At 40.5% G+C, this 13,868-nt stretch carries 14 protein-coding genes; 5 read left to right on the top strand and 9 right to left on the bottom strand.

Annotation, left to right across the window (positions count from 1 at the left end):
- Positions 1-768, top strand: a complete 768-nt coding sequence (locus tag DET49_RS15700; RefSeq protein ID WP_133549400.1) for a class I SAM-dependent methyltransferase — start codon at positions 1-3, stop codon at positions 766-768.
- On the opposite strand, the gene DET49_RS15695 is transcribed toward DET49_RS15700, so the two are convergent.
- From DET49_RS15695 to DET49_RS15660, 8 genes are all read right to left on the bottom strand, one after another.
- Positions 765-1,775 carry an FAD:protein FMN transferase gene (locus tag DET49_RS15695; RefSeq protein ID WP_133549399.1) on the bottom strand — a complete coding sequence of 337 codons (1,011 nt, stop codon included), beginning with the start codon at positions 1,773-1,775 and terminating at the stop codon, positions 765-767. The genes DET49_RS15700 and DET49_RS15695 overlap by 4 nt on opposite strands.
- Positions 1,776-1,842: 67 nt before the next feature.
- Positions 1,843-2,199, bottom strand: coding sequence for a Na(+)-translocating NADH-quinone reductase subunit F (locus tag DET49_RS15690; protein WP_133549397.1), 357 nt, complete (start codon positions 2,197-2,199; stop codon positions 1,843-1,845).
- A gap of 272 nt (positions 2,200-2,471) precedes the next feature.
- The gene (gene nqrF / locus DET49_RS15685) at positions 2,472-3,758 is read right to left on the bottom strand and encodes an NADH:ubiquinone reductase (Na(+)-transporting) subunit F (protein WP_133549395.1); all 1,287 of its coding nucleotides are present in this window, start codon (positions 3,756-3,758) and stop codon (positions 2,472-2,474) included.
- A 16-nt stretch (positions 3,759-3,774) separates the two neighbouring features.
- Positions 3,775-4,389, bottom strand: coding sequence for an NADH:ubiquinone reductase (Na(+)-transporting) subunit E (nqrE, locus tag DET49_RS15680; protein WP_133549393.1), 615 nt, complete (start codon positions 4,387-4,389; stop codon positions 3,775-3,777).
- Between the two features lie 29 nt (positions 4,390-4,418).
- Positions 4,419-5,165, bottom strand: a complete 747-nt coding sequence (locus DET49_RS15675; protein WP_133549391.1) for an NADH:ubiquinone reductase (Na(+)-transporting) subunit D — start codon at positions 5,163-5,165, stop codon at positions 4,419-4,421.
- 2 nt (positions 5,166-5,167) lie between these two features.
- A complete protein-coding gene (locus DET49_RS15670) occupies positions 5,168-5,911 on the bottom strand; it encodes a Na(+)-translocating NADH-quinone reductase subunit C (protein WP_133549389.1) in 744 nt (247 codons plus the stop codon).
- 2 nt (positions 5,912-5,913) lie between these two features.
- Entirely contained in the window at positions 5,914-7,095 is a 1,182-nt protein-coding gene (locus tag DET49_RS15665) for an NADH:ubiquinone reductase (Na(+)-transporting) subunit B (RefSeq protein ID WP_133549387.1), read from the bottom strand.
- A 14-nt stretch (positions 7,096-7,109) separates the two neighbouring features.
- Entirely contained in the window at positions 7,110-8,453 is a 1,344-nt protein-coding gene (locus tag DET49_RS15660) for a Na(+)-translocating NADH-quinone reductase subunit A (RefSeq protein WP_133549385.1), read from the bottom strand.
- 168 nt (positions 8,454-8,621) lie between these two features.
- On the opposite strand from DET49_RS15660, the gene DET49_RS15655 reads away from it, so the two are divergent.
- From DET49_RS15655 to apaG, 3 genes are read left to right on the top strand one after another with little or no spacing between them, the layout of a single operon-like run.
- Entirely contained in the window at positions 8,622-9,875 is a 1,254-nt protein-coding gene (locus tag DET49_RS15655; RefSeq protein ID WP_133549383.1) for a DUF5103 domain-containing protein, read from the top strand.
- Between the two features lie 24 nt (positions 9,876-9,899).
- Positions 9,900-10,979 (top strand): DUF3667 domain-containing protein, encoded by a 1,080-nt coding sequence (locus DET49_RS15650; RefSeq protein ID WP_133549381.1) that lies wholly within the window; start codon positions 9,900-9,902, stop codon positions 10,977-10,979.
- A gap of 3 nt (positions 10,980-10,982) precedes the next feature.
- Positions 10,983-11,369, top strand: a complete 387-nt coding sequence (gene apaG, locus DET49_RS15645) for a Co2+/Mg2+ efflux protein ApaG (protein ID WP_133549379.1) — start codon at positions 10,983-10,985, stop codon at positions 11,367-11,369.
- On the opposite strand, the gene DET49_RS15640 is transcribed toward apaG, so the two are convergent.
- Positions 11,361-12,083 carry an NRDE family protein gene (locus DET49_RS15640; RefSeq protein ID WP_133549377.1) on the bottom strand — a complete coding sequence of 241 codons (723 nt, stop codon included), beginning with the start codon at positions 12,081-12,083 and terminating at the stop codon, positions 11,361-11,363. The two genes, apaG and DET49_RS15640, sit on opposite strands and share 9 nt — an antisense overlap.
- A gap of 140 nt (positions 12,084-12,223) precedes the next feature.
- On the opposite strand from DET49_RS15640, the gene pruA reads away from it, so the two are divergent.
- Positions 12,224-13,867 carry an L-glutamate gamma-semialdehyde dehydrogenase gene (gene pruA, locus DET49_RS15635; protein ID WP_133549375.1) on the top strand — a complete coding sequence of 548 codons (1,644 nt, stop codon included), beginning with the start codon at positions 12,224-12,226 and terminating at the stop codon, positions 13,865-13,867.
- Position 13,868 lies beyond the last annotated feature (1 nt).

Here is a 13,868-nt window from a genome sequence, read left to right as displayed (position 1 = left end):
ATGGGAAAGCTTTTTAAAGTAGTTTTAAATACCGTTCCAAGACCTTTGTTGATCAGGCTGAGCTATTGGGTTAAACCATTCTTTAAATATGCGCTGTCTGGTAATAAATACACTGACCCCATAGACGGAAAAAGCTTTTCAAGGTTTTTGCCTTATGGCTATATCAACCAGCGAGAAAATGTGCTCTCCCCTTCAACGCTTTCCCTGGAACGCCATCGACTTTTATGGTTATATCTTAAAAATGAAACCCAGTTTTTCAGTAAAAAGCTGAAAGTCCTACACTTTGCACCGGAACAGGCATTTTATAAACGCTTCAGGAAGTTGCAAAACCTGGATTATACCACCACTGATCTTAATTCCCCCCTGGCTGATGTAGAGGCTGATATTTGTAACCTGCCTTTTAAGGAAAATGAATTCGATTTTATCCTCTGCAACCACGTATTAGAACATATTGAAGATGATACCAGGGCCATGCAGGAGCTTTACCGCATATTAAAGCCCGGAGGTACAGCCATCCTTCAAATTCCACAAGACTTAAACAGGGAGCATACCTTTGAAGATGATTCCATAACCGACAGAAAAGAGCGAGAACGCATTTTCGGACAATACGATCATGTAAGGATCTACGGGAGAGATTATTTTGAAAAACTACGCAGCATCGGGTTCAAAGTAGTCCAGGAAGCTTATACTGAGCAATTATCTCCAGAAGAAATCGATAAATACCGCCTAGCAAAAGCAGAGGTTATTCCGGTTTGTTATAAAACTTAATCTCGCAGGACTTTTCCAAAACCTTCGGTGGTAAATACCTGAATGCTTTCCTTTTCATCCCCATAGATAAAATACACATCCACATTTTCGAGCTTTTCAAGCATTTCCAGGGATTTATCATAACCCAAGGCCATAAATGCAGTGGCGTATCCATCGGCTAGTGTACAGTTTGTAGCAAGTACGGAAGCGCTAAGCAAATTGCTTTTTTCAGCCTTGCCAGTCAATGGATTGATCGTATGCACGAAACGTTTCCCAGTACTGCTGTCCACCCTGAATTTTCGGTAATTCCCCGAGGTTGCCATCGCCCTGTTGTTTAAAGCCAGGACAGTTTGTAACGTACGCTTTTCCTGCGTTTGCAAGGGGTTGTCTATAGCCACCAGCCAGTTGGAATCCCGTTCTAAATTTTTGCCTTTTGCTACCAGTTCCCCACCCAATTCAATCAGGTAATTATCAATGTCCTTGGTATCCAGGTATTGGGCGATAACATCTATAGTATAGCCTTTAGCAATTGCATTAAAATCCAGGTAAATATCTGGATCTTCTTTCTCTATGACATTGTCCTGGGTAAGTTTTACCTTTTTAAAACCTACCAGTTGTTTTAGAGAATCCAGCTTAATGCTGTCTATTTCATATAAGGGCTGTTCAGGACCGAAGCCATACAGGTTGACTAAATTACCCACAGTAGGATCAAAATACCCGTTACTCTCCTCAAAAACCTGTTTAGAAGCCTCGAACACCCGCCGGAAATGCATATCAACTTTTACATTTTCTGCCCCTGCGTTAATTCTGGAAATATCGGAATCATCCTGATAAGTACTCATGGAAGAATTGATCACCTCGAAAATCGAATCCAGGGCTTTCTCAGCATTGATGTTTTCCGAAGAAAAATACTTTACCTGATAGGTTGTTCCTAAAGCCTCCCCTGTCTTTGTATAACCTTGCAGACCCTCATCTTTACAGGAAACACTTAGAAAAATAAAAAATAAGAGTACGGATAGTTTTTTCATTAGAATAAAATATTGGTGGCTATTAGTAAAGGATAGGTTATTCAAAGGCATTTCCTTCCAGGTAAATTTAAATTTCCTGCCAGCCTTCATAATTCACCACGTATTGCTGGCCATGCATTACCGGCTTTTCATAATCAGTAGAATTGGCCAGTCCTACCCCTGCATAAAAAGTACGCGCTTTGAATTTAAGGGCATGGTCTTTAATGGACCTTAAAAAAGTCATATCATAATCTTTAGGATTATGTGGGTACTCGATGGCGCGTACAATGACAAAATGGAGTTTTTTGTCCTTTAAGGCCACAAACTGTGGGTCTTTCTTAAGCTCGCTGTTGACCCCTAGAAATTCATAGCCCTGTTTTTCAAGCTCCTCCCCTACAATATTCATTGCAAGGTTATGCAATTCCTGATCGTTTAATTTCGCCATAGTGCAAAAATAATCAAGTAAGCTGAAGATTGTAAATATTAACGCATTTATTATCCTTCACCCTTTACCTACATTATGTCATAACTAGTGAATATTATACTTAAAACTGACCTAGAAAATGTTGTGGCTTGCAACCCAAAGCTAAGGGTGACCTACTTGGCCTTGCATCATTCTTCCCCTTGTTAGAACAGGCTTTCTTTGAACACAAGAAATATTTGATCAGTTAGTATAAAATAAAAAATCCCGCCATAACAAGCGGGATTTTATTTTTATTAACCTCCAAAGTCATCAAACCTGATGTTTTCGGGCGGCATTCCAAAGTCTTCACCCATTTTTTGAACTGCTTTGTTCATTAGTGGTGGTCCACAGAAATATAATTCAATATCCTCCGGCTCCTCGTGATGACTTAAATAATTATCAATTACTACCTGGTGAATAAACCCAACGAATCCGTCTCCCTCATCATCAAGGCTCTCTTTCACTTTCCAGTTATCTTCCTCCATTGGTTCTGAGAGCGCTAAGTAGAATTTAAAATTAGGGAAATCTCTCTCCAAAGCTCTAAAGTGCTCTATATAAAACAACTCTCTTTTTGAACGACCACCATACCAGTAGGTCACTTTTCTACCTGTTTTCAGGGTACGGAACAAATGGTAAAGGTGAGAACGCATCGGTGCCATTCCTGCTCCACCACCAACGTAAAGCATTTCCGATTCACTGTGGTTGATGAAAAATTCTCCATAAGGACCTGAAATAATTACCTTATCTCCTTCTTTACGTGAGAAAATATAAGAAGAAGCAATACCGGGGTTTACATCCATCCAACCATCTTTTGCCCTGTCCCATGGGGGAGTAGCAATACGAACGTTCAACATAATCTCTCGTCCTTCAGCCGGGTAGGAGGCCATAGAATATGCTCTCTCCACGGTCTCGGGATTTTTCATGATCAATGGCCAAAGTTTAAACTTGTCCCATTCGTCTTTAAATTTATCAGGAGTATCATGCTCTTCAGGGTGCGCAGTAATATCCATATCACTGAACTTAATTTCACACTTAGGTATCTCGATCTGGATATAGCCTCCGGCTTTATAATCCATATCTTCAGGAATTTGCACAACAAATTCCTTGATAAATGAAGCTACGTTGTAATTTCTTACCACAGTGGCCTCCCATTTCTTAATTCCAAAAATCTCTTCCGGAATGGTGATTTTCATATCCTCTTTTACCTTCACCTGGCAACCCAGGCGCCAGCCTTGTGCAATTTCCTTACGGGTAAAGTGAGGTTCCTCTGTAGGAAGAATGGCACCACCACCCTTCTCTACGATACATTTACACTGTATGCAGGTTCCACCACCACCACAGGCAGATGGTAAAAACAATTTATTGTCACCCAGGGTTGAAAGCAGGGTTCCACCGGAACCAACTTCCATATCTCTTTCCCCATTGACATTAATGGTAACCGGTCCTGAAGGAGCTAGTTTTGCCTTTGCTCCCAGCAAAACGGCAACCAGTATGAGGATCAATGCTAAAAATACAACTACACTTGCTATAATAACTGTCATAATCTTTCTTTTGCGATTATAATTTAATTCCCATAAAACTCATAAAGCCTAAGGCCATAAGTCCGGTAATAATAAATGTTATTCCTAAACCTTTTAAGGGGGCAGGAACGTTTGAATACGCTATTTTTTCACGAATAGCAGCAATCCCCAATATTGCAAGGAACCATCCAATTCCACTACCAAAGCCGTAAGTTATCGCCTCTGTAATGGTTCCAAAATCCTTTTGTTGCATAAAAAGTGATCCTCCAAGAATAGCACAGTTTACAGCGATCAGCGGTAAGAATATACCCAGGGCACCATACAGGGCCGGAGCAAACTTTTCAACGATCATCTCTACTAATTGTACCATAGAAGCAATCACCGCGATAAACATGATAAAGCTTAAAAAGCTAAGATCAATATCTGCATACTCTGCCCCTAGCCATTGCAAGGCTCCGGGTCTTAATAAGTAAGTATCCAGCAAGTAGTTAATAGGCACTGTAATGGCAAGTACAAAAATTACCGCAGCACCCAGTCCAACAGCTGTTTTAACGGTTTTTGACACTGCTAAGTAGGAACACATTCCCAAGAAGTAGGCAAAAATCATATTTTCTATGAAAATACTTCTAACAAATAAATTTATTAATTCCATAATTTAATTTTATTTAAGCTGTTGTGCTTTTAGTTCTCTTCGATCAGTTTACGGTTCCTGGCACGTTGCACCCAAATAAGCAAACCAACTACAATCAGCGCCATCGGGGAGAGTAACATCAAACCGTTATTTACATAGCCCAGGGCATACAAGCCTGTAGACTCCGCCAAAGTGGCACCCTGATGTCCCAAGACTTCAAATCCGAATAATTTTCCGGAACCCAAAAGCTCACGGAAAAATGCCACGATGATAAGAATTAAACCATAACCGGCCGCATTACCAATTCCATCCAGGAAAGATTTATAGACCCCGTTGCCAAGTGCAAAGGCCTCTAAACGTCCCATTACAATACAGTTGGTAATAATCAGTCCAATAAATACCGAAAGCTGTTTACTTACATCATAGGCATAAGCTTTAAGGATCTGGTCCACTAAAACCACCAGGGAAGCAACCACCACCAGTTGAACGATAATCCTGATTCTACTTGGAATCAGGTTACGCATCATCGAAATGATCATATTACTAAAAGCCATAACCGCTGTAACGGCCAGAGCCATTACAATGGCCGGTTCCAACTGTACGGTAATTGCCAGAGCCGAACATATCCCCAGTACCTGTACGGTGATCGGGTTATTATCGTTCAGGGGATCTGACAATAATTTTCTATTGCCTTTAGAAAGGAAATGTTCTTTTTCTTCTGAACTAGATAGAAAAAGGATCATCTCTTTCTTTTTGGCTTCTTTCTCTTGTGAAATATTATTTTTCTCTGTAGCCATAATTACTTTGTTGCAACTTTAATTTCCGTTTGCTTTTCGAAGTAAGGCAGATAACGTTTAAGTCTTTCAGAAATCATATCAGAAACCCCGTCTCCGGTAATTGTAGCTCCTGAAATTGCATCTACCTTATTATCGTCTTTGTCAGAAGGATCTATATCTCCTTTTACAACAGATACTCCTACCAAATTACCATTACTATCAAAGATTTTTTCTTCTTCAAATCTTTTTCTAAACCAGTTTTTAGTGATCTCTGCACCAAGTCCTGGCGTTTCTCCCAGGTGACCAAATGTAGCCCCCTTAATGGTGTTAATATCATCTTTCAGGGAGATATACCCAAAAATAGCATTCCATAAACCGTTTCCACGAAGCGGAACTATGTAATACTTCTCACCATCATAATCGGCTATATATAATGGGAACACCTGATCTTCTACGGGTTTTTTAAGTTCTTTAGCCAGGTCCACATCAAAGGCATTCCTGCTTTCCACCACCTCGCCGTTTTCGTTAAGGGTGATTTCTTTAGAAATATACTTGCTATAAAGTTCCTGAGCGCCCGCCCTGTCGGTTTCTACCCCGATGGTGGCAAGAATACTCTGCATTTTCTCCTGGCGCATGTTCTCTCTTTGAATAGGCTGAAGTGAGGTCGCGGTAAATGCCAATACTGAAGCTACCACTAACACCAAAATCACCGCAAAAAGAAACGTATACCCGTTACTATTTGTTTTATTTACTGATTTCTCTTCCATAACTAAACTGCTGTTTTCACCTGGGTAGGTGCGGATTTAATTCTTTTCTTTCTACGCTTAATATTAGCCTGGATCACGTAGTGATCGATGGTTGGCGCAAATACGTTCATAAGCAAGATCGCAAGCATTACCCCTTCAGGATAAGCCGGGTTAAACACCCTGATCATAATTGAAAAGAAACCTATTAGAAATCCGTAGATCCATTTTCCTTTCATGGTTTGCGATGCAGAAACGGGATCCGTCGCCATAAATACAATTCCAAAAGCAAGACCACCAACAATAAGGTGACGATACCATTCAAAATTGGTCAGTGCGTTCCCGGTCAGTCCCATTGCAGGTAAAGCGTTAAAAATAAGTGCCATTGCTGCTGCACCCATAAATGCACTAAGCATGATCCTCCAGCTTCCAACCTTGGTCAGTACCAAAAGTAAAGCTCCAAGGAGAATAAATAGTGTAGAGGTTTCTGCTATAGATCCGGGAATAACTCCAAAGAACATATTCATAGAACTGTAGTCTACAGATTCTCCTGCTGCCAGTGAACCAAGAATTGTCTCCCCGGAAATCGCATCGACATTACTTGCTTCACTAACCCAAACCTGGTTTCCGGACATATAGGTAGGATAGGCAAAAAACGCAAATGCCCTTGCTGTAAGCGCGGGGTTTAGAATATTCATTCCCGTACCCCCAAAAGCTTCTTTTCCAACAAGCACTGCAAATACTACCGATAAAGCAAGCATCCAAAGTGGAAGACCAACCGGCATGATCATCGGTATCAGCAATCCTGTCACCAGGTAGCCTTCATTTACCTCGTGTCCCCTGAAGATCGCAAAAGCAAATTCAATCCCCAATCCGACCGCGTAAGAAACCACGATCATAGGGATAATCTTCAAGGCTCCGTGACCAATAGCATCCCAAAAGGTAAAAGCTTCACCCAGTTGAACAAAATACTGGTACCCGGTATTCCACATTCCAAAAATCAAAGCCGGAATAAGGGCCAGTACTACTGTGATCATCGTACGCTTTAAATCTACCGCGTCACGAATATGAGCTCCTTTTTGCGTGGTGTGATTCGGAGTAAATAAGAAAGTATCTATAGCGTTTACCGCAGGGGCATACTTTTCAAATTTTTTCCCCGGTGCAAAGGGCTCTTTTATTTTATCTAATCTTTGTCTAATCCATTCCATAATTCTACTGCTTTTTAACCTACTTCAGTAATCATTAAATCCAAACCAAGGCGAATAACATCCTGAATTTCAATTTTAGATGTATTCACATATTCTACCAAAGCAAAATCTTCTGGAGCTACTTCATAGATCCCTAGATTCTCCATCTTCTCAATATCACCGGCCATACAGGCTTTAATCAGCTGCATTGGGTAGATATCCATAGGTAAAACCTCTTCCATCTCACCGGTAACCACAAGGGCTCGCTCTTCACCGTTTAAATTGGTAGTAGGTTTAAATTTCCTGTTTGGAAATAAGAAGGACAAGGAAGTTCTTGAGTTGGAGTGAATATTATTATAAGTAAATGGCAACCAACCAAAGGCTCTATAGTTATTCCCTTCCGGAAGAAGGGTTACTTCGTTGGAAAAGAAACTTACGTGCTGGTCGTAGGCGACCTTAAGCCCCGTAAGCACATTTCCGGAGACGATTCGAACATCATCATCCACTTTATGGACAAGATCTGCGATCTCCGCTCCAATCTTAGTTGAGAAATACTTGCGATCCTTAGCCTCACTTCCTGTTACCGCAACGGTTTTGTCGGCTATATAATTCCCGGTAAGGAAAAGATTACCAATAATGGTCACATCCTCAGGGTTTACTGTCCAAACGCGATCTCCCTGGTTTATAGGATCAATCTTATGGATTTGAACACCAACATTTCCAGCAGGGTGTGGTCCCTTTACATGATGAAGCTCAACTCCTTTAATATCCTTTAGGTATTGTGCGGAGCTCGCATCTACTGACAGGTGTACTTCTCCGGGAGTAAGCTTTTTAAGTGCATTTATTCCTTCCTGGAAAGCAGCCTGCTTTTCCTTTAGAATAAAACCCCAGTCCGGAGCAAGAGGCGCCGTACTTACCGCAGAAATAAAGATCGCTTTTGGCGTATCTTTAGGATCAGCTACAATGTCGTAAGGTCGCTGGTTGATAAAGGCACCACAACCACTTTCTAAAATGCGTTGCTTAACCGCTTCTGCTTCAGCACCAGCGGCGTCCATTTTACCAAAATCTTTGTAAGCATCTTCTGGATCGGCCTCTATAATCACTTCCATGATTTTACGTTTTTCACCGCGCTTAATCATCTTAAGGGTGCCACTTACAGGGCTGGTAAAACGTAATTCATCAGTGTATTTTGAAAAGAAAAGTTCATCACCGGCAAGGACTTTAGCTCCTTCTTTTATGACCATTTTAGGTACCAATGCGTGAAAATCCGGCGGTTTGATTGCGTAGGTTTTAGACCTTGGAGCCTTTACCAGCTCCTTTTCCGCCTCCCCTTCTAATTTTAGAGATAATCCTCTTTTAATTCGAATGTCTTTTGACATAGGATGGAGTGTATGTTAATTTTTTTGTTTTGAGTCGTGCAAATTTATGAATTTTAACCGCACTTCTCCCAACAAATCAAACATTTTTAAGCATCTAAAACTGTTAAAATGAAATGTTAAAAATTGCGGAATAAGATTTGTAATTACATTTGTATATAATTTATTTCAATGAAACACTATTTTTTAATCTTCCTGCTATCAATTTTATCAATTAAACTGGCAGCTCAGGTTGCAAAGGAAAAACGTCCCCCGAATTATATCAGAAGCATTCAGCTCTCCGGAGTTTCCCAAAACACCAACGTGAATCCTGTTTTACAATTAGGCGAGCCTTTAATTTTAAAATTTGATGATATTATTGGTGACGAGGCCGATTACTATTATACCATAGAACATTATAATTACGACTGGACCCCTACTAAGCTTGTAAAATCTGAATTTCTGATTGGTTTTGATGACATCAGGCTCTTTAATTACAAAAATTCTTACAATACCCTTCAGCCTTTTTCCCATTATGAGCTTCAGATCCCAAACGAGGATACCGGTGGTTTTAAAGTTAGCGGGAACTATATGATTAATATCTTCAATGGAAATGAAGAACTGGTTTTCTCCAGAAAATTTATGGTTTACGAAAATATTGCCCAGGTAAAGATCAATATAAGACGTTCCAGGGACCTGGAGTATATCGATGAAAAGCAAGTCGTGAACTTTACCGTGGATTCGCCCGATCTATTGCTTAAAAACCCCAACAAAACCGTGAAGGTCCTGGTTATGCAAAACCAAAATCTAAGAACCGCCATTAAAAATCTTCAGCCCCAGTATACCATTGCTAATGAATTAATCTACCGTTATGATTCTGAGGCCGCATTTTGGGGGGGCAACGAGTATCTGCAGTTCGACAATAAAGAACTCAGGGCCACCACCGTAGACATTAGCTCGGTTTCTCTTACAGATCTGTATCATCACTACCTATTTCCGGATCCAACCCGCGCAAACCAGCCCTATACCTACAATCCTGATATAAACGGGAAATTTCTAATAAACAGTTTATCTGCGCAGAACCCCACAATAGAAGCCGAATATGTCTGGGTACATTTCAAACTATTTAATTATTCCCAGTTAAACGGCGGGGAAGTACATATTTATGGTACCTTCAATAATTTCGCATTAGATGAAACGACAAAACTTAACTATAATGAGGCCTCTGATCTTTATGAAGGCGCAAGGCTTTTCAAACAGGGATACTATAATTACAAGTATGTACTCAAACGTCCTGACGGAACCATCGATGAAGGTTTCTTCAGCGGAAATTTTGACGAAACCGAAAACTCCTACGATGTTTTGGTTTATTACAGGGCTATTGGCGCCAGGTATGACCGATTAATTGGCTTTGGAACCGCAAATTCCACCACGATCACTAACTAAAAGGCTAACCAACTCCTTATACAAATGGCAGGCAGTAGATTTGATCTCAAATACAGGGGCACAAAATGCCTGAACTGTGAGTTTCCGCTGGATAAAAGTGATGCATACTGTCCCAGCTGCGGGCAACTCAACAGCGTAAAAAAATTAAAGTTCGACGATTTCTTTTCAGAATTTTTCTCAGGAATTTTCGCATATGATTCCAGGTTCCATCGTACCCTGAGGGTATTGCTCTTTGCACCAGGCAAAATTTCCAAAGATTATATCCAGGGGAAAAGAATGCGGTATGCCAACCCGTTTAAGTTTTATTTAAGCGCCTCCATTATATTCTTTATAATCTGGGGCTTCGGAAATTCATTTGAAAACGTAGAACCCATAGTAGATGAAGAGGCCATCGAGGCCTTAAACCAGGATAGCCTGGTCCAGCCAAATGTTTTGCAAGGCCCGGGCGGCGGGGAAATCAACCTTGATTCTTTGATCATAAATCAACAGCTAAGCGCAAAGCGCTCTTACCGTGAATTCTACGTTCCTACCCAGGAACTTGACACGATGAGTTACCTGGATGCCGGGAGTAAAAAATTCAATATTTATTCAAGGTTTTACAAGGAAACCACCATCAAAAATGCCGAGACTGCAATGGACAGCCTATCTCATCGCCAAAGCGCTTATAACCACTGGCTCTATAAAAAGGCGGTAGACTGGAATACCTTAAAAGAAAATCCTGGGATATTTTTAAATTATTTCATCAATAAACTACCTTTTATTATCTTTTTCTATTTACCGGTATTCGCATTATTTATCTGGTTGCTTTACTTAAGAAGACCATTTAATTATATGGAGCATTTGATTTTTACTTTTCACGTGCAAACCACCTTTTTTATTCTCCTGGGCCTGGCACTATTGCTGGATTATATACTTCCGGGAAACTGGGCCTTTACCGCTTTTATTTTTTTATTCGCCTTTTATTTGTACAAAGCATTACGAGGATTTTACGCACAGCGACGTGTTAAAACGATTGTAAAGTTTATACTCTTAAACTTTATATTTTTTATTTTAGCAGGAGTCGCTGCAATAATTTCTATTTTAGCGTCTTTCGCCATTTACTAATATATGATTCAACAAGTTACTCGAGGCATAAAAATTTCGGTAAAAACCAATTTTGAAGGTACTTTCCTAAAGCACCTGGGCTCTCGTTTTGCCTTCTCTTACTATATCACCATAGAGAACCAAAGCAACGATTCCGTGCAGTTAACCTCCCGTTTTTGGAAAATCAAGGATGCTTTAAACCATACTGAAATTGTACAGGGGGAAGGGGTAATTGGTCAGAAGCCGGTTTTAAAACCCGGGGAATCACATAACTACCAAAGCGGCTGTTTGTTAAGTTCACCTTTTGGTTCTATGAGCGGTTATTACAATATGGTTAGTTTTAGCTCTACCCGAAAGTTCAGAGTCAAAATTCCTACTTTTAAATTAAGCGCTCCTTTTGCCTTAAATTAAGGAAGCCGGGAATTCGGTCCGGGTGATTTTACCTTTCTCAAGATCCTCATATATAAATTTTAATTTACCGGCTAAGAATTCCACCTGGGAAATACTTTTGGTCTTTAAAAACCCACGATCGATAATTAAATCGACCTCCTTATCCCCTTGTCCAGCCTTATGATGAAATTCCCATAAATTTTCAGCGGAAAGACTTTTTTTATGCTTTAACTCAGAAAACCATTTTTCCCGCAACTTTTTCATCGCCGAGGTATATAAAGGAGATGAAGACCAGATGTGGGGCTCAGGTGGTAATTCCTTAAAGTGCTTTACTTCCCCGTCCCAGACAAATTCGGCAAAAAATAAACCGGATGACCAGTCTGCGATAATAAGAGTGAAGGGTTCAATATTATCCAGATTATAATTTTCAATTTCGCTTTTGATAGTATCGGCCACCAGCCAGTCTTTTAAAACAACACCCCTACTTTTACGGTAATTTTCCCTGCGTTTGTGAGCTATAAAACCCCCATTCATCAAGCATAAAACCCTTTTCTTTTCACTAAGCCCGATCCAGCTTCCCCCGGCCACTGCATCTTCGGGAAAAAGCAGTCTGGTGCCATTTACGAGTTTAAAATCAGGCGGAAAGGTTTGTCTTTGACTGGCCTCATCCCGGTTAGATGTTAATATAAATCCATTGGAATTCCCCAGAACAGGCGTGAGACTTATGGTGCACATAAAATTTTCTTAATAATAAGGCTGAATTTACAAAAATAGTTAAGCTTTAGTGAATGCGCTTTCAAAAGGATTCAAAATAGCCTAATTTTTTTACCTTTATGCTCGCAATAATTTAAAAACCAAAAAAATACAGAATAACTATGGGAAAAGGATTTTTTCACGTTCCACAGGCGGTTAACGAGCCAGTAAAATCTTATGCGCCGGGAACTCCGGAAAGGGAAGAAGTTTTACTCACTTATAAAGATTTATATAACTCCAATATGGAAGTACCTCTTTATATTGGATCTCAGGAGATAAAAACCGGTGATACAGCAGATATTCGTCCTCCTCACGATCACCAGCATAAAGTAGGAACTTATCATCTTGCAAAGAAAAAACATGTCACCCAGGCAATCGATGAAGCCTTAAAAGCCAGGGAAAAATGGGCTAAACTGGAATGGGAACAACGCGCTGCGGTTTTTTTAAAGGCAGCCGATCTTATTGCAGGTCCATACCGATCCAGAATAAATGCTGCCACGATGATCGGGCAGTCTAAAAACATATACCAGGCAGAAATTGATTCAGCTTGTGAGCTATGTGACTTTCTGCGTTTTAACGTAGAATATATGTCAGATATGTACAATGAGCAGCCAGAATCTTCAGATGGAAACTGGAACCGCGTTGAGTACCGGCCATTAGAAGGTTTCGTATACGCAATTACGCCATTTAACTTTACCGCGATTTCTGGTAACCTTCCTTCCAGTGCTGCCCTTATGGGTAATGTTGCCGTTTGGAAACCCAGTGACAGCCAGATCTTTTCTGCACAGGTAATTATGGAAGTTTTTAAAGAAGCTGGTTTACCTGATGGGGTAATCAATATGGTGATGGGAGATCCTGAAATGATCACCAACACGGTACTGGACAGCCCTGATTTTGCCGGAATCCATTTTACCGGAAGTACAAACGTATTTAAAGGAATTTGGGGTAAAATTGGTGCCAATATCAATAAATACAAAACCTATCCAAGAATTGTCGGGGAAACAGGAGGTAAGGACTTCATCGTTGCCCACCCAACTTCCAACCCTAAAGAAGTAGCTACGGCAATTTCACGTGGCGCCTTTGAATACCAGGGACAAAAATGTAGTGCGGCTTCCAGGGTTTATCTTCCCAAAAGCCTTTGGCCCGAGATCAAGGAATTTGTACAAACCGATTTAGACTCCTTTAAAATGGGATCTCCTGAGGATATGACCAATTTTATCAATGCAGTGATCCACGAAGGGGCTTTCGATAAACTTGCCGGTTATATTGACAGGGCTAAAAAGGATAAAGATGCCGAAGTTGTCATTGGAGGAAATTATGACAAGTCTAAAGGTTACTTTATCGAACCCACCGTTATTTTAACCTCAGATCCTCATTACACGACTATGGAAACCGAATTATTCGGGCCTGTGGTAACAATTTACGTGTATGACGATAAAAATTACAGCGAAGAAAAATGGAGAGATCTTCTTAAGACTGTAGATAATACCAGTATTTACGGACTTACAGGAGGAGTTTTCTCTGGAGATCGTTATATGGCTGCAGTAGCGACTGATGTACTCCAGAACGCTGCAGGTAACTTCTATATAAATGATAAACCTACAGGAGCTGTAGTGGGACAACAACCCTTTGGTGGTGCCCGCTCCAGTGGTACTAACGATAAGGCTGGTTCTAAAATGAACCTTCTTAGATGGGCCTCAGTGAGACTCATCAAAGAAACCTTTGTACCCGCTAAAGATTACAGATACCCATTTTTGGGAGAGTAAT

It is taken from the genome of Salegentibacter sp. 24, from assembly GCF_004362395.1.
GTDB lineage: Bacteria > Bacteroidota > Bacteroidia > Flavobacteriales > Flavobacteriaceae > Salegentibacter.
This window is presented reverse-complemented; position numbering and strand designations above follow the sequence as displayed.